The 19,555-nt window shown below is 71.7% G+C and carries 22 protein-coding genes; 5 read left to right on the top strand and 17 right to left on the bottom strand.

The features are described 5' to 3' along the window. Positions 1-88: 88 nt before the first annotated feature. From ASF78_RS12755 to urtA, 6 genes are all read right to left on the bottom strand, one after another. The gene (locus ASF78_RS12755; protein WP_056589757.1) at positions 89-793 is read right to left on the bottom strand and encodes a GntR family transcriptional regulator; all 705 of its coding nucleotides are present in this window, start codon (positions 791-793) and stop codon (positions 89-91) included. A gap of 25 nt (positions 794-818) precedes the next feature. Next, a complete protein-coding gene (urtE, locus tag ASF78_RS12750; protein WP_056589754.1) occupies positions 819-1,511 on the bottom strand; it encodes an urea ABC transporter ATP-binding subunit UrtE in 693 nt (230 codons plus the stop codon). Further along, complete coding sequence (urtD, locus tag ASF78_RS12745; RefSeq protein ID WP_235518557.1) at positions 1,511-2,374, bottom strand: urea ABC transporter ATP-binding protein UrtD; 864 nt, start codon at positions 2,372-2,374, stop codon at positions 1,511-1,513. Before urtD ends, urtE begins: the two co-directional genes overlap by 1 nt. Next, the gene (urtC, locus tag ASF78_RS12740; protein WP_056589750.1) at positions 2,371-3,459 is read right to left on the bottom strand and encodes an urea ABC transporter permease subunit UrtC; all 1,089 of its coding nucleotides are present in this window, start codon (positions 3,457-3,459) and stop codon (positions 2,371-2,373) included. The genes urtD and urtC overlap by 4 nt, the downstream gene beginning before the upstream one ends. Continuing rightward, a complete protein-coding gene (urtB, locus tag ASF78_RS12735) occupies positions 3,456-4,340 on the bottom strand; it encodes an urea ABC transporter permease subunit UrtB (RefSeq protein ID WP_056589747.1) in 885 nt (294 codons plus the stop codon). The genes urtC and urtB overlap by 4 nt, the downstream gene beginning before the upstream one ends. Positions 4,341-4,417: 77 nt before the next feature. Continuing rightward, complete coding sequence (gene urtA, locus ASF78_RS12730) at positions 4,418-5,677, bottom strand: urea ABC transporter substrate-binding protein (protein ID WP_200940600.1); 1,260 nt, start codon at positions 5,675-5,677, stop codon at positions 4,418-4,420. 225 nt (positions 5,678-5,902) lie between these two features. Between urtA and ASF78_RS12725 the strand changes: the two genes are divergently transcribed. Continuing rightward, positions 5,903-7,129 carry a pyridoxal phosphate-dependent aminotransferase gene (locus tag ASF78_RS12725; RefSeq protein ID WP_056589744.1) on the top strand — a complete coding sequence of 409 codons (1,227 nt, stop codon included), beginning with the start codon at positions 5,903-5,905 and terminating at the stop codon, positions 7,127-7,129. Positions 7,130-7,318: 189 nt separating this feature from the next. Here the strand turns inward: ASF78_RS12725 and groL are convergent, their stop codons facing one another. Beyond that, a complete protein-coding gene (gene groL / locus ASF78_RS12720) occupies positions 7,319-8,944 on the bottom strand; it encodes a chaperonin GroEL (RefSeq protein ID WP_056589741.1) in 1,626 nt (541 codons plus the stop codon). Positions 8,945-9,198: 254 nt separating this feature from the next. Between groL and ASF78_RS12715 the strand changes: the two genes are divergently transcribed. Beyond that, a complete protein-coding gene (locus ASF78_RS12715) occupies positions 9,199-10,689 on the top strand; it encodes a hypothetical protein (RefSeq protein ID WP_056589739.1) in 1,491 nt (496 codons plus the stop codon). 64 nt (positions 10,690-10,753) lie between these two features. Here ASF78_RS12715 and ASF78_RS12710 read toward each other — a convergent pair whose 3' ends face one another. The 3 genes from ASF78_RS12710 to ASF78_RS12700 all read right to left on the bottom strand — a co-directional run bounded on the left by ASF78_RS12710 (position 10,754) and on the right by ASF78_RS12700 (position 12,062). Further along, the gene (locus ASF78_RS12710) at positions 10,754-10,957 is read right to left on the bottom strand and encodes a cold-shock protein (RefSeq protein ID WP_056589736.1); all 204 of its coding nucleotides are present in this window, start codon (positions 10,955-10,957) and stop codon (positions 10,754-10,756) included. A 103-nt stretch (positions 10,958-11,060) separates the two neighbouring features. Next, entirely contained in the window at positions 11,061-11,651 is a 591-nt protein-coding gene (locus ASF78_RS12705) for a LytR C-terminal domain-containing protein (protein WP_056589733.1), read from the bottom strand. A 105-nt stretch (positions 11,652-11,756) separates the two neighbouring features. Next, positions 11,757-12,062 carry a DUF3263 domain-containing protein gene (locus ASF78_RS12700; RefSeq protein WP_056590854.1) on the bottom strand — a complete coding sequence of 102 codons (306 nt, stop codon included), beginning with the start codon at positions 12,060-12,062 and terminating at the stop codon, positions 11,757-11,759. Positions 12,063-12,238: 176 nt separating this feature from the next. Between ASF78_RS12700 and ASF78_RS12695 the strand changes: the two genes are divergently transcribed. Continuing rightward, positions 12,239-12,916: a uracil-DNA glycosylase gene (locus ASF78_RS12695; RefSeq protein WP_056589730.1), complete on the top strand. Its 678-nt coding sequence runs from the start codon at positions 12,239-12,241 to the stop codon at positions 12,914-12,916. Positions 12,917-12,930: 14 nt separating this feature from the next. Next, the gene (locus ASF78_RS12690) at positions 12,931-13,728 is read left to right on the top strand and encodes an SGNH/GDSL hydrolase family protein (RefSeq protein ID WP_369816329.1); all 798 of its coding nucleotides are present in this window, start codon (positions 12,931-12,933) and stop codon (positions 13,726-13,728) included. A 55-nt stretch (positions 13,729-13,783) separates the two neighbouring features. Here ASF78_RS12690 and ASF78_RS12685 read toward each other — a convergent pair whose 3' ends face one another. The 7 genes from ASF78_RS12685 to ASF78_RS12655 form a co-directional block, all read right to left on the bottom strand. Further along, positions 13,784-14,353, bottom strand: a complete 570-nt coding sequence (locus tag ASF78_RS12685; protein WP_056589727.1) for a hypothetical protein — start codon at positions 14,351-14,353, stop codon at positions 13,784-13,786. After that, positions 14,350-14,949 carry an RICIN domain-containing protein gene (locus ASF78_RS12680; RefSeq protein ID WP_056589725.1) on the bottom strand — a complete coding sequence of 200 codons (600 nt, stop codon included), beginning with the start codon at positions 14,947-14,949 and terminating at the stop codon, positions 14,350-14,352. The genes ASF78_RS12685 and ASF78_RS12680 overlap by 4 nt, the downstream gene beginning before the upstream one ends. Before the next feature lie 44 nt (positions 14,950-14,993). Further along, complete coding sequence (locus tag ASF78_RS12675; protein WP_056589716.1) at positions 14,994-15,584, bottom strand: hypothetical protein; 591 nt, start codon at positions 15,582-15,584, stop codon at positions 14,994-14,996. A gap of 45 nt (positions 15,585-15,629) precedes the next feature. Then, positions 15,630-16,184, bottom strand: a complete 555-nt coding sequence (locus ASF78_RS12670) for an LPXTG cell wall anchor domain-containing protein (RefSeq protein WP_056589713.1) — start codon at positions 16,182-16,184, stop codon at positions 15,630-15,632. Continuing rightward, positions 16,181-16,723: a signal peptidase I gene (locus ASF78_RS12665; protein ID WP_056589710.1), complete on the bottom strand. Its 543-nt coding sequence runs from the start codon at positions 16,721-16,723 to the stop codon at positions 16,181-16,183. The genes ASF78_RS12670 and ASF78_RS12665 overlap by 4 nt, the downstream gene beginning before the upstream one ends. Before the next feature lie 82 nt (positions 16,724-16,805). After that, positions 16,806-17,384, bottom strand: a complete 579-nt coding sequence (locus ASF78_RS12660) for a hypothetical protein (protein ID WP_056589707.1) — start codon at positions 17,382-17,384, stop codon at positions 16,806-16,808. 229 nt (positions 17,385-17,613) lie between these two features. After that, positions 17,614-18,771: a sensor histidine kinase gene (locus ASF78_RS12655; RefSeq protein WP_235518555.1), complete on the bottom strand. Its 1,158-nt coding sequence runs from the start codon at positions 18,769-18,771 to the stop codon at positions 17,614-17,616. A 101-nt stretch (positions 18,772-18,872) separates the two neighbouring features. Between ASF78_RS12655 and ASF78_RS12650 the strand changes: the two genes are divergently transcribed. Further along, a complete protein-coding gene (locus tag ASF78_RS12650) occupies positions 18,873-19,544 on the top strand; it encodes a response regulator transcription factor (RefSeq protein WP_056589701.1) in 672 nt (223 codons plus the stop codon). The last annotated feature ends 11 nt before the right edge of the window (positions 19,545-19,555 follow it).

The following is a 19,555-nucleotide window of genomic DNA, read 5'->3' as shown; positions in this document are numbered from 1 at the left end:
GTCCGTGCGGAGACCCGCCCCCGACCCCGACGCCTGAGGAGCCCCGGCGCTACCCGGGCGACTGCGAGAACGACGGGTTCGGGGCTGGTCAGCCCGCGAGCGCCATCCGGGTCATCGACTGCGTCGCGCGCTGCATGACGACCTCGAGCGACTCCCCCACGTGCTTGTGCAGGGCGGTCAGGGCCGAGGGCAGCTCGCGGGCGAGGACCAGGGTGAGGATCTCGAGGTGCTCGTCGATGGTCGCGGTGATGCGGTCCGTCTCCACGAAGTCGTGCATGCGCACGGCGCGGATCTTCTGGTTCACGGTGACCAGGGCGCCGGTGAGCTGCGTGTTCCCCGACGACCGGGACAGCACCTGGTGGAACCCCTCGTCGAAGAGCACGAAGCTGGCGTCGGGCTCGGGCGGGGCGTCGCGGAGCTCGGCCCACTTCTCCCGCTCGGCGCCCAGGAGCTCCTCGTCGTGCCGGACCTGCGGGTTCTCGATGGCGCGGGCGATGCCGCGCAGCTCGAGGGTGATCCGCAGCTCGTAGAGGTTGCGCAGGTCCTCCAGGCTGGGCACGACGACGGCGTAGCCGAAGTCGGTGCGCTCCACGAGCCCGTCGGACAGCAGCCGCGACAGCGCCTCGCGGACGGGGGTGCGGGACACGTCGAACAGCTTGCCCAGCTTGGGTTCGGTGAGGCGCTCCCGTGGGGAGATGCGGCCGTTCAAGATCTCGTCGCGGAGCTGCTGATAGACCACGTCACGCAGCGATCGCGGATCCTCGGACAGCCCGGTCGTCCCACCCGTGCTCATGGTCACGAAGCGTAGACCTCCCGGCTCACAGGGCCATCGCGGCGCGCACGTCGGCCTCCCGGTCCGCGCCCCCGGCCCCCGACTGTGTCACCCGTCCGGACTCCAGCACGTAGTACTGTCCGGCCGCGCCGAGCGCGAACCCGACGTGCTGCTCGACCAGCAGCACCGACAGCCCGTCGGCGCTGAGCGTGCCGATGGCATCCTCGATCTCCTGGACGACGGACGGCTGGATGCCTTCGGTGGGCTCGTCGAGGATGAGCACCTTCGGCCCCGTCAGGAGGGCCCGCGCGATGGCGAGCTGCTGGCGCTGGCCACCGGACAGGAGGCCGGCCCGTCGGCCGAGCAGGTCACGCAGAGCCGGGAACAGGTCGAGCGCGTCGGCCATCCGGGACGCCCCGGCGGACCCGGCGCCGTCGGCGACGAGCTGCAGGTTCTCCCGCGCCGTGAGCTGCCCGAACGACTGCTGCCCCTGGGGGACGTAGGCCAGACCCCGACGCACCCGCTGGTGCGGCCGGAGCTTCGACACGTCCTCCCCGTACAGGGTCACCCGTCCGCTGCGCACGGGGAGCAGCCCGACCGCCGCCCGCAGCAGCGTCGTCTTGCCGGCGCCGTTGTGACCCATGATCGCGGTGACCCCGCCGTCGGCCACCTCGACGTCGACCCCGTGCACCACGGACGTCCGCCCGTAGCCGACGTGCACGCCGGTGAGCTGCAACATCAGGACGCCTCCTTCGTAGAGCCCCGTGCACCTGCGCCGCGACCCAGGTACACCTCGACCACCTTCGGGTCCGCCTGCACCTGCGCGACCGTCCCCTCGCTGAGCACCGACCCCTGGTGGAGCACGGTCACCGACGAGGCGAAGCTGCGCAGGAACTCCATGTCGTGCTCGACGACGACGACGGTGCGCTGCGCCCCGATGCGCTGGAGCAGCTGCCCGGTCTCCTCCCGCTCGGCCTGGCTCATGCCGGCGACGGGCTCGTCGAGCAGCAGCAGCCGGGCGTCCTGCACGAGCAGCATCCCGATCTCCAGCCACTGCTTCTGCCCGTGCGCCAGGACGCCGGCCAGCGAGTCGCGTGCGTGGGACAGGCCGACGGTCTCCAGCGCCGCCTCGACGGCATCCGGGATCCCCTTCCGCCGCCGGAGCATGACGCGGGCCTTGCGACGCGACCCTGCGGCGATGTCGAGGTTCTGCAGGACCGTGAGCTCGTCGAACACGCTGGCCGTCTGGAACGTGCGGCCGACCCCGGCGCGGGCGACCTTGTGCGACGGCTTCCCCAGGAGTTCCACGCCGCCGAACCGGATGGTCCCGGTGGCGGGCGCCAGGCCGGTGATGGCGTCGACGATGGTGGTCTTCCCGGCGCCGTTGGGTCCGATGAGGAACCGCAGGTCGCCCTGCGTGACGGTCAGGTCGACACCCGCCACGGCGACGAACCCGTCGAACACCACGCGCAGGTCCCGGATCTCCAGGTAGTCGTGCTTGAACCGGGCGTCGTCGGCGGCGATGACCTGCTCCAACGCGTCGGGGTCCAGCGACCCCTCGCCGATCAGGGGGGCGGCGGTCGTGGGCATCTCGTCGCTCATGAGGGTGTCCCGGTGGGTTCGAGTGCCGCGGGTTCGGGGACCGGAGCAGGGTCCGGTTCCTTCTTCCGGCGACGGAACAGACGACCGATCGTCGCGAGCCCGTTCGGCAGGAACGCGACGACGAGGATGAACAGGGCGCCCTGGAAGTAGATCCAGAACGACGGGAACGACTCCGACAGGGACGTCTCCGCCCAGGACACCCCGATCGCTCCGAGCACCGGTCCGAGCAGCGTGGCCCGGCCGCCGATCGCGACGCCGACGAGGAACCCGATGGAGGGCACGACGCCGACGTCGGCCGGGGAGATGATCCCGACGATGGGCGTGAACAGGGCGCCGCCGACGGCCGCGAAGCAGGCGGCGATCGCGTAGGCGACGGTCTTGACGATCGCGGGGTCGTAGCCGAGGAACCGGACGCGGTTCTCCTCGTCGCGGACCGCGACGAGCAGCTCGCCGTAGCGGGAGTTCATGACGAGGCGCACGATCGCGACCATCGCCAGGAGCACCCCCGCGGCGATGAAGTAGAGCATCCGCTTGTTCACGGGGTCGGAGAGCGTGAACCCGAAGAACGACTGGAAGCCGTTGAGCCCGTTGGTGCCACCGGTGACCTTCTGCTGGCCGACCAGCAGGATGGCGAACGCCGCCGCGAGCGCCTGCGACAGGATCGCGAAGTACGCACCCCGGACCCGCCGCTTGAACACCGCCAGACCGAGCAGGGTGGCGACGAGGGCAGGCACGACCAGGATCGCCAGGATGGTGACGACGGGGTCCCGGAACGGCTCCCACCAGCCCGGCACGGTGCCGTCGCCGTACAGCAGCATGAAGTCGGGCACCCCACCGGGGCCAGCGTCGGACAGCTTGAGGTGCATCGCCATGATGTAGCCGCCGAGGCCGAAGAACACGCCCTGCCCGAGCACGAGCATCCCGCCGCGTCCCCAGGCCAGGCCGATGCCGACCGCGACCATGGCGAGGCAGCAGAACTTGGCGAGCAGGTTGAGCCGGAAGTCCGACAGCAGCGCAGGCGCGACGCCGAACAGCAGCGCGGCGGCGATCGCGAGACCGCCCCAGAGGCGGACGCGGGGGCTCACGCGAGGCTCCGGGTACGGACCGAGACGAGGCCTTGGGGCCTGACCTGCAGGAACGCGACGATCACGACGAACAGCAGCACCTTGGCGATGCTCGCCGTCGTCGAGTACTCGAAGCTCGCCTGGAGCAGCCCGAGCGCGAACGCGGCGATCACCGCGCCCTTGAGCTGCCCGATGCCGCCGACGACCACGACGAGGAACGCGTCGACGATGTAGTTGGTGCCCAGCGTCGGACCGACCGACCCGAGCAGGGTCAGTGCCACGCCCGCGACGCCGGCGACGCCGGAGCCGACGAAGAACGTGAGCCGGTCGGTGGCGCGCGTCGAGATGCCCGACGTCTCGGCCAGGTCCCGGTTCTGCACGGTGGCCCGGATGCGGCGGCCGAGCGGGCTGAGCTTGAGCACGAGGGAGAGCGCGAGCACGCACAGGAGCGCGAGCGCCAGGATGAACAGGCGGGCCTTGGGAAGCTCGACGCCCAGGATCGGCACCGCACCGGAGAGCCAGGCGGGGGCGCGGACGTCGACGTTCGGGGCGCCGAACACGTCGCGGGCCAGCTGCTGGAGCACCAGGGCGACCCCGAACGTCACCAGCAGCGTGTCCAGCGGCCGCTTGTACATCCGCGAGATGAGCGTGACCTCGAGGAGCAGCCCGAGCAGGCCGCCGACGAGGAACCCGATGACCAGCGACACCAGCAGCGAGACGCCCGCGTCGGCGATCACGCCCTGCACCACGAACGCCGTGTACGCGCCGGCCATCATGAACTCGCCGTGCGCCATGTTGATGACGCCCATCTGACCGAACGTCAGCGCCAGGCCGAGCGCCGCGAGCAGCAGCACCGACCCCAGGCTGAGCCCCGCGAAGAGCTGTGAGACGAGGGCGTCCATCCGACCCGTCCTTCCTGTGGGGAGAGGGTGGTGACCCGGCGTCCGCAGGACGCCGGGCCTCCACCGTCAGCAGTGGGTCAGGACAGGCCCTCGGCCCAGTCGTAGCCCTCGAGGAACGGGTCCGGCTCGATGGGGCCGTCCGACGACCACTCGGTGTAGATGAGGCCGTCGGGGCCGATCTTGCCGATGAGCGCGGTCTTGGCGATGTGGTGGTTGTCGCCGTTCACGGTGACCGTGCCCTCGGGGGCGTCGAAGGTCACGCCATCGGCCGCCTCCTGGATGGCCGCGACGTCGAACGACTCGGCCTTCTCGACCATGCCCTTCCACAGGTAGAGCGACGTGTACGCCGCCTCCATCGGGTCGGAGGTCACGCGGTCGTCGCCGAACTTCTCCTTGAACGCCGCGACGAACGTCTCGTTCTCGGGGCTCTCGACCGTCTGGTAGTAGTTCCACGCGGTGAGCTGGCCGACGATGTTGTCGATGCCGATGCCACCGACCTCCTCCTCGGCGATGGACACCGAGACGACGGGGAGCGTGTCCGCGGCGAGGCCGACGTTCTTGTACTCCTTGAAGAACGCGACGTTGGAGTCACCGTTGAGGGTGTTGAACACCGCGTCCGCGCCGGAGCCCTTGAGCTTGTTCACGATGGTGGCGAAGTCGGTGTGGCCCAGCGGGGCGTACTCCTCGCCGACGATCTCGACGTCGTTGGCGCCGGCCCAGGCGACGATCTCCTTGTTGGCCGTGCGCGGGAAGACGTAGTCGGAGCCGACGAGGAAGATCTTCGACTTGCCCTGCTCCTTGAGGTAGTCCATGCCGGGCAGGATCTGCTGGTTGGTCGTCGCACCCGTGTAGAAGATGTTCGGCGACGCCTCCAGGCCCTCGTACTGGACCGGGTAGAACAGCAGCGAGTCCTTGGCCTCGAAGACGGGGAGCATCGCCTTGCGCGACGAGGACGTCCAGCCGCCGAACACCGCGGCGACGCAGTCGGACGAGATGAGCTTCTCGGCCTTCTCCGCGAACACGCTGGGCTCGGAGGCGCCGTCCTCGGCGACGATCTCGAGCTGCTTGCCCAGGACCCCGCCGTCGGCGTTGATCTCCTCGGCAGCCAGGTCGAGGGAGTCCCGGACCGTCTGCTCGGAGATGGCCATGGTGCCGGACAGCGAGTTGAGGAAGCCGATCTTGACGGTGTCGCCGGACGTGTCGACACACGAGGCCGACGCAGCCGTGCCGGCGTCCGCCGGGTCGTCGGAGGTGCGGGCGCCGCAGCCGGCGACGCCGAGAGCGACGACCAGGGCGGCCGCCGGGAGAGCGAGTGCGCGCGTGCGAGATCTGGTCAACGGGATGCCTTTCGCTGGGGACGAGCTGAGGGGCAGTTCCGGGTCCGGGCCTCGAGGAGCGTGCGACACCGCGCTGTGTCCCGCGCTGTATACATCCCTGTGCCCATGGGTGACGAACCTAGGGACGGGGTGTTTCCGGCAGGGGCGAGCCCGCGTAAACGGTCTGTTTCGGGCCGGGCTCAGTTCCGTCACAAGTCGAGTCACGGCGCCGGATACTCTCGACAGATGCCGCTGCACCGTCCGCTGGACCAGTCGTCGAAGCTCAAGAACGTGCTCTACGAGATCCGCGGGTCCGCCCTGGACGAGGTCGTCCGCCTCGAGGCGGAGGGCCACACGATCCTGCGGCTCAACACCGGCAACCCCGCCGCGTTCGGATTCGAGGCCCCGCACCAGATCGTGCGCGACGTCATCGCCGCGATCCCCCACGCGCACGGGTACACCGACTCGCGCGGCATCCTGAGTGCCCGCCGCGCCGTGGTCACGCGGTACGAGACCGAGCCGGGGTTCCCCGAGATCGACGTCGACGACGTCTACCTGGGCAACGGCGTGTCCGAGCTGATCACGATGGTCATGCAGGCGCTCCTCGACGAGGGCGACGAGGTGCTCATCCCGTCGCCGGACTACCCACTGTGGACCGCGATGACGTCCCTGTCCGACGGCGTCCCCGTGCACTACCGCTGCGACGAGGCCGCCGGCTGGGAGCCGGACCTGGAGCACATCCGCTCCCTGGTGACCCCCCGCACCAAGGCGATCGTCGTCATCAACCCGAACAACCCCACCGGCGCGGTCTACTCACGCACCGTGCTGGAGGGCATCGCCGCGATCGCCCGCGAGCACAGCCTCCTGGTGCTCTCCGACGAGATCTACGACCGCATCCTGTTCGACGGCGCCGAGCACATCCCCATGGCTTCCGTCGCCCCCGACCTGCTGTGCCTCACGTTCAACGGCCTGTCCAAGACGTACCGCGTGGCCGGCTACCGGTCCGGCTGGATGGTGGTCACCGGCCCCCGCGAGCACGCGACCGGCTTCCTCGAGGGCATCACCCTGCTGGCGTCGACCCGCCTGTGCCCGAACGTCCCCGCGCAGCACGCCGTCCAGGCCGCGCTCGGTGGCATCCAGAGCATCGACGCGTTGATCGCGCCCGGTGGTCGCCTGCACGAGCAGCGCGACGTCGCCTACCGCGGGCTGACCTCGATCCCCGGCGTCGACTGTGTGCGCCCCGACGGCGCCCTCTACCTGTTCCCGCGCCTCGACCCGGACGTCCACGAGATCCGCGACGACGCCCGGCTCGTCTACGACCTGCTCGTCAGCGAGCACATCCTCCTGGTCCAGGGCACCGGCTTCCACTGGCCCACACCCGACCACCTGCGCATCGTCACGCTCCCGGAGGCGAGGGTCCTGGCGGAAGCGGTCGAACGCATGGGCAACTTCCTGTCGAGCTACCGCCAGTAACCCGCCTGCGACCAGATCGGGCGGCGAACTCGTCACTCCCAGCCGAACTCGTCGGTTGCAACGGACGAGTTCGGCTGGGACGGACGAGTTCGGCGGACCCAGGACGGCGCGACGCAGAACGGGCCGGCCACCCGGAGGTGACCGGCCCGTTCGGCCGTGCTAGGTCGTGCTCAGCTGTTCAGCTGCGGATCAGAACCCGCCGCCGAAGTCCTCGCCGCCGCCACCGGCCGGCGCGGGGTTGCGCTCCGGCTTGTCGGCCACGACGGCCTCCGTGGTGAGGAACAGCGCGGCGATGGACGCCGCGTTCTGCAGCGCGGAGCGCGTGACCTTCACCGGGTCGTTGACGCCCGCGGCGAGCAGGTCCTCGTACGTGTTGGTCGCGGCGTTGAGGCCGTGACCCACGGGGAGGTTGCGCACCTTCTCGGCCACGACGCCACCCTCGAGACCGGCGTTGATCGCGATCTGCTTGAGGGGAGCCTCGATCGCGAGCTTCACGATCGCCGCACCGGTCGCCTCGTCGCCCTCGAGCTTGAGGCCCTCGAACGCGGTCTTGCCGGCCTGGATGAGCGCCACGCCACCACCGGCGACGATGCCCTCCTCGACGGCCGCCTTGGCGTTGCGCACGGCGTCCTCGATGCGGTGCTTGCGCTCCTTGAGCTCGACCTCGGTGGCCGCGCCCGCCTTGATGACGGCGACGCCACCGGCGAGCTTGGCGAGGCGCTCCTGGAGCTTCTCGCGGTCGTAGTCCGAGTCGGAGTTGTCGATCTCGGCACGGATCTGCGAGACGCGGCCCTGGATCTGGGCGGCGTCGCCGGAGCCCTCGACGATGGTGGTCTCGTCCTTGGTGACGACGATCTTGCGCGCCGTACCGAGGACCTCGAGGCCCACCGTGTCGAGCTTGAGACCGACGGTCTCGGAGACGACCTGGCCACCGGTGAGGATGGCCATGTCCTGCAGCATCGCCTTGCGGCGGTCGCCGAAGCCGGGGGCCTTGACTGCGACCGACTTGAACAGACCACGGATCTTGTTGACGACGAGCGTGGCCAGGGCCTCGCCCTCGACGTCCTCGGCGACGATGAACAGCGGCTTGCCGGCCTGGATGACCTTCTCCAGGAGGGGCAGCAGGTCCTTGACGTTCGAGATCTTCGACTCGACGAGCAGCACGTAGGCGTCCTCCAGGACGGCCTCCTGGCGCTCCGGGTCGGTCACGAAGTACGCCGACAGGAAGCCCTTGTCGAAGCGCATGCCCTCGGTGAGCTCGAGCTCGAGGCCCAGCGCGCTGGACTCCTCGACGGTGATGACGCCTTCCTTGCCGACCTTGTCGAGCGCCTCGGCGATCAGGTCGCCGATCGCCTGGTCGCCGGCGGAGATGGCGGCCGTGGCGGCGATCTCCTCCTTCGTCTCGACGTCCTTCGCCTGCGCGAGCAGGGCGGCGGTGACGGCCTCGACGGCCTTCTCGATGCCCTTCTTCAGCGCGATCGGGTTGGCGCCGGCCGCGACGTTGCGCAGGCCCTCGCGCACGAGCGCCTGGGCGAGCACGGTGGCGGTGGTGGTGCCGTCGCCCGCGACGTCGTCCGTCTTCTTGGCGACCTCCTTGACGAGCTCCGCACCGATCTTCTCGAAGGGGTCCTCGAGGTCGATCTCCTTGGCGATGGAGACGCCGTCGTTGGTGATCGTGGGGGCGCCCCACTTCTTGTCCAGGACGACGTTGCGGCCCTTCGGGCCGAGGGTGACCTTGACGGTGTCGGCGAGGATGTTGAGTCCCCGCTCGATGCCGCGGCGGGCCTCCTCGTTGAAGGCAATGATCTTGGCCATGGGGCTGTGATCCTTCACTGGGTTCGGGTCGGCCGAGGGTGCCCGCGACGGACGAGCACGTCACCCGCGGTCTTGTCCCGCGTGCGACGGCCCTCACCGGACGGCCGTGGTGGTTCTGTCACTCTCCACCGGAGAGTGCTAAGTCCAATGGTTAGCACTCGACCCCCGAGAGTGCAAGCAGCGTTCGCCCAGAGCGCGTCCCGCGCGGGCCCCGAAGCGACCCCTGCGGAGCCCGTCACGGCTATCGTGCGCAGGTGCGCGATCACGACGAGGACGTCGAGAGCCACGGCCGACACGCCGCGGTGGTGGTCGCGCGCGCGCACCGGCACGGCCCTGCGCACCGCCGCCGCCGGACGGGCGGGCTCGTCGCCACCGCGTTCGTGGCGGCCGGGACGACGCTGCTCGTCGCGACCGCACCGGCGGGGGCGCTGGCCACCGACACCCGCACCGCGACCGTGGTCGTCCCCGAGCCGGCCGCTCCCGAGTACGCGACCATCCCGCTGTACCTCGAGGGCCTCACCACCCTGCCGGGCGGCCGACGGGTCCCGCTCGCGGTCGGCACCGACGCCACGTTCCTGGCCGGCACGCACGTCGTCGACCCCGCCGCCTCGACCCTCGCGCGCGCAGTCGCGGGTGCGGTCGCCGCCGAGCGCGGCGCGACGGTGAGCGCCGCCCACTCCGTCGCGGGCCGGCAGCGGGCGTGGCTCGCCGCCGGCACGGTCCCGGGCACCGGCGGACCGTACGAGGACATGGCGCGCGCCGCTCTGCTCGACCTGCACGCGCTCCAGCTCCCCGACGGCGCCGCGGTCGCGGCCTGGTCGGAGAAGTGGCGGTACGTGTGGCCGCGTGACGCGTCGTTCGTCGCCGTCGCCCTGGCCCGCACCGGGCACGTCGACGACGCCCTCGAGATCCTCGGCTTCCTCGACCGGGTCCAGTCCCCCGACGGCTCGTTCCAGGCGCGGTACCTCCCCGACGGCTCCGGCCCGCCGGACGACCGCGGCGTGCAGACCGACGGCACGGGCTGGGTGATGTGGGCGTCGGGGCTCGTGCTCGCAGAGATCACCGACCCCGACGAGCGTGCCGAGGCCGCGGAGAAGCTCCTGCCGCTGGTGCAGCGGTCCGCGCGGCACGCGATCTCGCTGGTCGCGCACGACGGTCTGCCACCGGCGTCGCCCGACTACTGGGAGGTGCCCGAGGACACCCTCACGCTGGGCACCGTCGCGCCCCTGGTCGCCGGCCTGCAGCAGGCCGCGGTCGTCCTGGAGCTCGCCGACGACGACGCCCTCGCCCGGTCCGCGTTCGACGCCTCGATCCGGTCCAAGGTCGCCGTGATCAACGGGTTCGGCGCCACCGGGTTCGCGCGGCACCTCGACGGCGGGCACGCGGATGCCGCCAGCGCGTTCCTGCTCCCCCCGTTCCTGACCAGCCCCGTGCCCGGGGTCGACGCGGCGTGGCGGGCGTCGGCCACGGCGATGGTGCGGCCGGCGAACGGGCTCGCTCCCGGTGCCGGGTGGCGCGACGACGGCGTCTCCTGGACGCCGCAGACCTCGCTCTACGCGTGGGTGGCAGCCGAGAACGGCGACCCCGAGCTCGCCGACGGGTGGCTCTCGTTCCTGGACACGCACCGCACCCCGTCCGGGTCGCTGCCGGAGAAGGTCCTGGCCGACGGGTCCCCCGCCGCCGTGGCGCCGCTCGGCTGGAGCGCTGCGTGCGTCCTGCTCGCGCTGGACGCGCTGGAGCGGTGACGCGGGGTCCGGACGCGGCGACGGGCCGCGCACCGGGGGTGCACGGCCCGTGCGGACCACGGGGTCAGAGGGCGCGGACCTGCTCGGCCTGCGGACCCTTGGTGCCCTGGCCGACCTCGAACTCGACGTCCTGGCCTTCCTCGAGTGACCGGTAGCCGTCCGACTGGATCGCGCTGAAATGCACGAAGAGGTCCTGGCCTCCCCCGACCGGGGTGATGAACCCGTACCCCTTCTCCGCGTTGAACCACTTCACGATGCCCTGAGCCATGCGCACTCCTCGACGTCCGGGGCCGAGCGCTCCGCCGGCGCCCGGTGCGCGCGAGCCTAGTGGCCACGCTCCGGGCCGGACCAGGGTCCGTTCGAGGCGCTCGTCAGGCGTCGGGGTCGCTCGTCAGCACGACCGAGATGCCGATGACGTCGTCCGCGGGTTCGAGCGTGACGGTCGTCAGACCGAGGGTCTGGGCGACGAGGTCGGCGGTCGCCCGGAGCTCCTCCGACGTGAAGTAGACGACGGAGTCGCCCTCCGCCTCGGTGTTGCCCGTCGTCACGGCGGTGAATCCGGCCGCCGTGAGCTGCTCCGCCTGCTCCCCGGCGAGACCGCCGATGCTGGCGGCGTTGAGCACCACGATCGGCGTGTCCATCACCGGTGCGGGCGCGACGGGCTCCTCGACGGGCGGTGTCTCCTCGGCCGGGGCCTCACCCTCACCCTCGGTGGCGGTGTCGGCCGGGGTCTCCTGCGCGTCCGGCGAGTTCGACGTGCCGGGGAGCGTGGGGAGGTTGCCGTCGCGTGCGGCGAGGTTCACGAGCGTGAACGCGAGCACGGGGAGCAGGGCGAGGACGACCAGGAACTTCCACCACCTGCTCCATGCCGACCGGGGTGCGCGATGGACCCCGCGGGGGACGTCGGGGTTCGACGGGACGTCGAACTCGTCCTCGGGGTAGGAGTACTCCGCCTTGCTCACGCCGGACAGGCTAACGGCTCAGGTCGTGCAGACGGGTCCACCTGAGGCACGACGTGTGCCGTGTCACGTGCGAGGACGTCGATCGAGACCGCCGACCAGGGCGGATCAGGCGTCCCCGAGCCGGCGGGCCGTGCGCGCGCGCTGCCGGGAGGAGCGCATCCGGCGCAGCCGCTTGATCAGCATCGGGTCGTGGGCGAGGGCCGCCGGGTCGTCGATGAGGGCGTTGAGCACCTGGTAGTACCGGGTGGCCGTCATGTCGAACAGCTCACGGATGGCCGACTCCTTGGCACCTGCGTACTTCCACCACTGCCGCTCGAACGCGAGGACCTGCTCGTCGCGCTCGGAGAGCCCGGTGGAGGACGTGCCGTGGGTCTGCTCGAGCGATCCGATGGCGATCGTCGCGGCGTCCATGCGTCCTCCTGTGCTCTCCTGGTCCTGCTCTCCTGCGAACGGTCTCGACGGCGTGCCGACGACGACCTCGGTCATCGTACGACCGTAATGACACGCGTGTCATTCCCGTCGGCGCGTCGTCCCCCGTGTGCCGCGACCCGGGCGAGCCGGGCCGACGACTCGGTACTCTCGCCCGCGTGACCGCCGCACCCCTGGACCAGCTCGTCGCCCCGGACTGGGCGGTCGCCCTCGCACCGGTCGAGCCGCAGCTGCGTGCTGCCGGCCAGTTCCTGCGCGACGAGGTGGCCGCCGGGCGCAGCTACCTGCCGGCGGGCGACGCGGTCCTGCGCGCGTTCCGGCGCCCGCTCGCCGACGTGCGCGTGCTGATCGTCGGGCAGGACCCGTACCCCACGCCGGGGCACCCGATGGGGCTGTCGTTCTCGGTGCAGCCGGACGTCCGGCCGCTGCCCCGGTCGTTGACCAACATCTTCACGGAGCTCGTCGCCGACGTCGGCGTCGCGCCCCCGACCACCGGGGACCTGTCCCCCTGGGCGGACCAGGGCGTGATGCTGCTGAACAGGGTGCTGACGGTCCGGCCGGGCGCACCCGCGTCGCACCGTCGGCACGGGTGGGAGGCGGTGACGGACCGCGCGATCGCCGCCCTCGTCGAGCGGGGCGGACCCCTGGTCGCCGTGCTGTGGGGCCGGGACGCGCAGTCGCTGAAGCCGGCCCTCGGGCACGTGCCGACGGTCGAGAGCGTGCACCCCAGCCCGCTGTCGGCCAGCCGTGGGTTCTTCGGGTCACGGCCGTTCTCGCGCGTGAACGAGCTCCTCGTGGCGCAGGGGGCGGCGCCGGTGGACTGGTCGCTGACCTGAGCAACAATGTGGTGGTGACTTCCTCGACTCCCCGCTGGTCCCGGTACGTCGCCATCGGCGACTCGTTCACCGAAGGGCTCTGGGACGACCCCGACGGCCGCGAGGCAGCCCAGCGCGGCTGGGCCGACCTGCTGGCGTCGCACCTGTCCGCCCGCCGCACCGCCGCGGGCGAGTCCCCGGTGGAGTACGCGAACCTCGCGATCCGGGGGCGGCTGCTGCGCCCGATCCTCGTCGAGCAGGTCCCGGCGGCGCTCGCCCTGCAGCCCGACCTGGTGAGCCTCGTCGGCGGCGGCAACGACCTGCTCCGGCCGGGGGCCGACGTGGACCGGATGGCGCGCAACCTCGAGGCCGGGGTCGTCCGGCTGCGCAAGGCGGGGGTCGACGTGCTGCTCGGCACGGGGGTCGACGCCGCCGACAGCCCGCTGGTGCGCGCGACCCGGAGCCGCGTCGGGATCTACAACGCGCTCATCTGGTCCATGGCCCGGCGGCACGGCGCCTACGTCGTGGACCTGTGGGGCATGCGCTCCCTGCGTGACTGGCGGATGTGGGCCGAGGACCGCATCCACCTGACCACCGACGGGCACGCCCGGGTGGCCCAGGGCGCGCTCGTCGGGCTCGGCCTGACCCCGGACGACGCCGCCTGGGACGACCCGCTCACACCGCTGCCGCCCACCCCCCGGATGCAGAAGGCACGCGAGGACGCCGCCTGGGTGCGCGAGCACCTGTACCCGTGGGCGACGCGACGGCTGCGCGGGACGTCGTCCGGCGACGACCGCGTACCCAAGCGCCCCGAGCTGTCGCCGGTCGAGTGAGCAGCGACGACCGCGCACCCAAGCGCCCCGAGCTGTCGCCGGTGGAGTGACCGCGTCAGGGGCAGGCGTAGACCAGGTTGCCGGCGTTTCCCGTGTTGCTGCCGACGAAGTCGAGCACCACCGGGCTGCTTGCGCTGATCGTGGCCCTGCCCCAGTCCGCCCGACCGGTGAAGGTCACCGCGCGGGTGGACGCCGAGCAGAAGCCGGCGGGCAGCGGGGCGATCACGGCGCCGCCCGAGTACTCGCCGACCCGCTTCACCGTGGGCGCGAACGGGGCCGCGGCGAAGTCGACCGTCAGCTTCCAGTACACGGGGGTGGCGCTCGTCGTGGAGACCGTGGCCTTGATGTTCCAGTTGGCGCTGCCGTCGGTGTCGGGACCGAAGGCCACCTGGCACGTCGGCCCGGGGACCGGGTTGCCGGCCGAGTCGGTGACGACGCAGCCGACACCGGCGGCCGACCAGGTCCCGCTCGACGCGGCCGCGGCAGCCCGCGCGTCGTTGGTCCACGCGGCGGAGGTCGCACCGATCGCGGAGGTCCCGACGGCGACGGCGAGGAACAGTGCGGCCGCCACGGCGACGGTGAGGAACGTTCGGCGAGCACGGCCGAGGGTCAGGGCGCCGATCACGGGAACGGAGGGGTGCCGTACTGCTCGATCCGCCACGAGCTGCCGTAGCCGGTGGCGCCGCACGTGCGCATCGTGAGCGGGGTGGGGTCGGTGCCGGGCGGTGGCGTCTGCCAGCTCAGGCACCGGTCGCCGGTGGCCGGGTTGGTCCCCTGCTGGTTGCGGATCTGCACCGTGCCGTCGGCGTTGGCGACGAACCGCCACCGGAAGTCCGCTGACACGTTCGTGCCGGCGGGGCAGGTCATCAGGTAGACGGTCGCGCCGTTGGTGTTGCCCGAGACGCGCATGCAGCGGATGCCCGTGACGCCGTTGTCGCCCGGGTCCTCGCGGAAGGCCTCGATGCGCCCGGTCGTCGTCAGCCACCACTTCTGCGCCGGCGTGCTGTTGCACGAGTAGAGCCGGATCGACGTGTTGTTCGCGTTCTGCCGGCTCTCGATGTCGAGGCACTTGTCACCCGGGCCACGGGCCTGGAACTCCTCGCCCGACATGATGCCCGAGGATGACGCCACGGTCCGGGCGTCGTTGGTCCACGCCGCGGTCGTCGTCCCGACCGACTGGACCAGCCCGACCATCGCCGCCAGGGCGACGAACGGCACCACGCGGCGTCGGAGACGCGCGCGGTGCCGGGTCGGGCCGGGTCCTGTCACGCGCAGGCGCCGGTCGAGGTCGCTGCGGCCACCGTGGTACCGGTGTAGGCGATCTTGAGGGCGGTCGCCGAGGTCTGGCTCTGGTGCGTCGTCGACCAGGTGGTCGGGGTCGTCACCGTGACGGTGACCGCCTGGACGGCGCCGGGCGCCATGTTGCCGATCGCTGTCGTCGACAGCGTCACGGCGGCGTCGTTCGCGGTGACACCTGCGAGCGGCTCGGCCTTCGTGATCGTCGGCGCGGGAACGTTCAGGCACGTGGAGCTGCTGTTCTTGATCCAGTACGTGGCCGTGCGCGTCTGGCCGGGCACCAGCAGGGAGAACGTGGTGCCCGCGAACGTGATGCCCGTCGCGTCGGTGTCCGCGGCCGTCCACGGCCCCGTCGCCGAGGCGGCCGAGCCGTCGAGCAGGACGCTCGCGCTGCTCGAGCTCGCGTTGAACCAGGCGTCGTTCGTCCATGCGGCGGAGGTGGCTGCCGCGCCGATGCCGACCAGGGCGAGGCCGGCGAGGCCGAACCGGACCGCGACTCCCTTGCGGCGGCGACGACGGTTCGGGTCGGGTGCCGCGACACCCTCGGTGGTGCTGTCCATGATGTCGGTCCTTCCGGTCGGTCTGAGGTCGTGGGACGTTCGAGGTCAGGCGGTGGCGTCGGGCGTCGTGGCCCGGTCGTCGTCACGCCGGCGGCGTGCGAGCAGCACGAGGAGCAGGCCGAGCGCGGTCAGGGCGAGTGCGGCGAGCGAGACCGGCCAGGTGTCCGAACCGGTGTGTGCGAGGTTCCCGGTCCCGGCCTCGACGAGCGACAGTCGCCCCTCGATCGAGCTGACGTCACCGGGCAGCAGGCTCGTCGCGGTGACACCGACCCGGAGGTCGTAGTCCCCCGCGGCGAGCTCCTGGCCAGCCCGCATCGCGAGGACGTCGGTGCACGTCCCCTGCCGGCAGAGCACGGCCGTCCAGGTCGCGCCCGGCGTCGTGCCGGACCTCACGGACACGACGCGAGCGTCGCGGTCGAGCCGGTAGGTACGCGACTGCGCCTGGCTCTCGCCGGGGTACAGCCCGGCGAACTCGAACGCGAGCGGCACGCTCGTCGGAGCTGCTCCTGCGGCGCCGGCGCCGAGCAGCGCCCCGGCCACCGTGAGCACGAGCGCCAGGATCATGCTCGCGACGCCGGCCGCTCCGAGTCGTCGGGTCATCGCGTCACGGCGTCCTCGAGCGCGGGCGCGGGCGTGTCGTCGCCCTCGCTGTCCTCCGGCCGGGAGAGCGAGCTCAGTCCGATGAACGCGAGGAGCGTGACACCGAGCGGGATCGCGACGGACGGGCGCGCCACGGCCGCGATCACGCGACCGCCACCGGACACCTGGAGGACGGGCTGCCACACGTACGCGCCCACGTCGTAGACGCCACCGTCGGGCGAGTTGTTGGCGTCGCCCTTCATCTGGATGGCCCACGCCGAGTCGCCGGTCCGCTCGACCGAGATGACCCGGTGCGAGACGAGGTTCTGGGTGACGGGGTTGTAGATGGCGGCGACCTCACCGACGTGCACGTCCTGCGTGGGTGTGCGGACGTCGAGGAGCAGGTCACCGGTCATGATCCCCGGCTCCATCGAGCCAGAGATCACCACGAGGGGCTGGACGTAGCCCAGCTTGGTCGCCCCCCACAGCACCGCGCTGAGGACGCCGACCACGGCGAGCAGCCAGAGGACCACGTTCCCGAGAAGACGGACGACGCGCACGAGCCACCCCCTCGGGTTGCAGACGGACGGTGATGGAGGTCGTGCGGCCGGCCGAGCGTCGCCGGCCGGCCGCACGGGTGGATCAGGACCCGACGGTGCCGGTGAACCGGATGGTGCCGGAGCCGCTGGCGCCCTGGTACTCGTCCTCGGCGTTCGTCCACGACGGGGCCGTCATGGTGACGGTGACGTCGCCGCTGTCGCCCGGCTCGAGCGTGAACGGCGCGGTCTGGCTCAGAGTCACCGTGACGGGCGCGGGAGCAGCGAACAGGTCGGCGTCCGTCGTGCTGGGCGTCCACACGGGCGCGGCCACGGTGATGTCCACCGAGCCGGCGTTCTGGACGTGGACGATGTACTCGCGGACCTCGCCGGGAACCAGGTCGGCGAAGGCCTCCGCGGGGATCTCCAGCGCGCCGACCTCGTCGTCCGCGACGTCCCAGGTGCGCGGCGTCGTGTCGAGGCTGCCCTCGAGCTCGATCGTCGCGGCGGTGGCCGTGGCGCTGAACCAGGCGTCGTCGGTCCAGGCGGCGGAGGTGGCGGCGGCGCCGATGCCCACGAGGGCAGCACCGACGAGGCCGAACCTGACGATGGCGGCGCGCTTGCGCTTCTTGCGCTCCGGCGCGTCCTGGGCGATGACGTCGTTCCTGACGTTCGTGGAAGCCATGGTGATCTCCTGATCGGGAAGGTGCGGGGAATCGGCACCTCACCGAGACCCGCTCACGGAGACACGCCGGGAGGCGGTCGACCGCGAACGTAGGTGACATCGGCAGCATCACCCGGTCGGCCCTGGGTTGCAGCACCCCGCCCGCCCGGCTTGTCGGGTTCTTTCACCCAGCACATAGACGGCACATCCGTCAAGTAGGACAGTCGTCCAACTCGTGACTGAAGTCGATCTAGGCCAGACCTGCACCCAACGGCAGCCACGCCTCGAGATGCGCCCCCTTCTCGGAGCCCGGCGTCAGCGACAGCCGACCCCCGACGAGCGAGAGCCGGGTCTGCAGACGCGCGGTCCCCGACGGCAGGCCCGCCGTCTCCGGGACGTACAGCGCCCCGTCGTTGCGGACGCTCACGTGCAGGACGTCCTGCACCACGTCGAGCGTGACGGCGACCGACGACGCCGGGCCGTGCTTGAGCGCGTTGGACACGGCCTCCTCGACGACGCGCACCGCGAGCAGCCGCTCGCTCACCGTCAGGCTGGAACCGGTGGGGTCGTCGAGCGTCCGGACCGCGTCACTCACCGTCAGCCGGGTCGCGATGCTCGCGGGCAGCCGGCCGAGCAGCGCGCGCAGCGCGGGGACCAGACCCAGCTCGAGGCGGTCCGGGTAGAGCAAGCGGCTCATCTGCCGCACGTCGATGTCGCGCGCCTCGTCGAGCTCCCTGCGCACCCAGGCCAGGGAGTCGGCGTCGGCGGGGTCCAGGCGGTCCGCGCTGGCGAGGACCTCGCCCAGCCGGGCGTCGACCAGGATCAGCTTCGACTGCAGCGTGCCGTGCAACCCCTCGGCCACGGCGCGACGCACGCGGATCTCCTCCTGCTCCAGCGCCTTGACGGCCAGCTCGACATGGACGGCGTCCCGGGTCGCGGCCCGGGTCCTCACCCGCGCGATCTGGCGCGTGGACAGCGCCCACATCCCGATCCCGGCCGAGACGACGCCGAGCAGGAAGCCGCTGAGCACCTCGGCGTCCCGCGTGGCCTCCGTCGGCTCGTCGTACACGCCGAAGGCGAGCTGGGCCACGTACCTCGCGAAGCCCGCCGCAGCCGCCGCGACGAGCACCACGAGGATCCTCGACCACCAGCGTCGGGCACGGTGGGCCCGCACCGCGGCGAGGACGGCGATGAGCACCGCGACAGCGATGCCGTTCGCGGCCAGCCGCGAGCCGAGCGGCACCATCTGCCACGCGGGGACGAGGTTGGCGTAGACGTACGTGGACTGCAGCGCGGCGCCGAGGCCGTAGCCGAGCGCGATGATCGCCGACCCGCGCAGGAGCGTGATCTGGTCCTGACGGCTGTCCCGCCGACGCTGCGCGACGACGGCTGCCGACTCGGTCGACATCGTGACCATCGTTGCTCGCCCCCGCCCGCATTCGTGTGACGTTTCATGGTCCACCACGTGAGCCCGCGCGTCGGACCCGGCCGCAGACGATACTGGCGGCGATGACTGTTCCCACCACCGGCCCCCTCCGCGTCGCGATCGTCGAGGACCAACCGTTGTTCCGCTCGATGCTCGAGCACACGCTGTCCGGGACCCCCGGCCTGCAGGTCGTCGCTGCCGTCGGCACCGCCACCGAGGCGACCCGCCTGCTGCGCCCCGGCTCCGTCGACTGCGTGATCCTGGACATCGACCTGCCCGACGGGAACGGCATCGCCCTCGGGGTCACGCTGCGCCGCACGACCCCCACCCTCGGCATCCTGCTGCTGTCCGCCCACGACGCGATGGACCTCCTCCTGGACCTGCCCGCAGACGTCGCAGCCGGCTGGGGGTACCTCTCGAAGACCTCGTCGACCAGCGAGGAAGTGCTGGTCAACGCGGTGCGCGCCGCCGCCGTCGGCGAGACGGTGCTCGACCCCGCCCTGCTGGACCGGATGACGCCGCGGGCCGGGTCCGACGTCGCGCGCCTCACCGACCGGCAGTACGAGGTGCTCCGCCTGCTGGCCGCGGGACTGTCGAACGCGGGCATCGGCGACCGGTTGGGCATCACCGAGAAGTCCGTGCAGAACCACGTCAACGGCATGTACGCGACGCTCGGGATCGACGCCGACCCGCAACGCAACCCGCGTGTCAGCGCGGCCCTGAGACTCCTCGAGGAGACGGGTCCGGCCACCTGACCCCCACGCAA

The sequence above is a fragment of the Cellulomonas sp. Leaf334 genome, assembly GCF_001424195.1.
In the GTDB taxonomy this organism is placed as follows: Bacteria; Actinomycetota; Actinomycetes; order Actinomycetales; family Cellulomonadaceae; genus Cellulomonas.
The sequence above is the reverse complement of the archived record's forward strand: the minus strand, read 5'-3'. Positions and strand labels throughout refer to the sequence as shown.

What these genes read in the sequence shown, in the direction of transcription:
- ASF78_RS12755 (WP_056589757.1), bottom strand. Translation starts at nt 793, where the DNA reads ATGAGCACGGGTGGGACGACCGGGCTGTCCGAGGATCCGCGATCGCTG.
- urtE (WP_056589754.1), bottom strand. Translation starts at nt 1,511, where the DNA reads ATGTTGCAGCTCACCGGCGTGCACGTCGGCTACGGGCGGACGTCCGTG.
- urtD (WP_235518557.1), bottom strand. Translation starts at nt 2,374, where the DNA reads ATGAGCGACGAGATGCCCACGACCGCCGCCCCCCTGATCGGCGAGGGG.
- urtB (WP_056589747.1), bottom strand. Translation starts at nt 4,340, where the DNA reads ATGGACGCCCTCGTCTCACAGCTCTTCGCGGGGCTCAGCCTGGGGTCG.
- ASF78_RS12725 (WP_056589744.1), top strand. Translation starts at nt 5,903, where the DNA reads ATGCCGCTGCACCGTCCGCTGGACCAGTCGTCGAAGCTCAAGAACGTG.
- groL (WP_056589741.1), bottom strand. Translation starts at nt 8,944, where the DNA reads ATGGCCAAGATCATTGCCTTCAACGAGGAGGCCCGCCGCGGCATCGAG.
- ASF78_RS12710 (WP_056589736.1), bottom strand. Translation starts at nt 10,957, where the DNA reads ATGGCTCAGGGCATCGTGAAGTGGTTCAACGCGGAGAAGGGGTACGGG.
- ASF78_RS12700 (WP_056590854.1), bottom strand. Translation starts at nt 12,062, where the DNA reads ATGGACGCCGCGACGATCGCCATCGGATCGCTCGAGCAGACCCACGGC.
- ASF78_RS12675 (WP_056589716.1), bottom strand. Translation starts at nt 15,584, where the DNA reads ATGGACAGCACCACCGAGGGTGTCGCGGCACCCGACCCGAACCGTCGT.
- ASF78_RS12670 (WP_056589713.1), bottom strand. Translation starts at nt 16,184, where the DNA reads ATGACCCGACGACTCGGAGCGGCCGGCGTCGCGAGCATGATCCTGGCG.
- ASF78_RS12660 (WP_056589707.1), bottom strand. Translation starts at nt 17,384, where the DNA reads ATGGCTTCCACGAACGTCAGGAACGACGTCATCGCCCAGGACGCGCCG.
- ASF78_RS12655 (WP_235518555.1), bottom strand. Translation starts at nt 18,771, where the DNA reads ATGTCGACCGAGTCGGCAGCCGTCGTCGCGCAGCGTCGGCGGGACAGC.
- ASF78_RS12650 (WP_056589701.1), top strand. Translation starts at nt 18,873, where the DNA reads ATGACTGTTCCCACCACCGGCCCCCTCCGCGTCGCGATCGTCGAGGAC.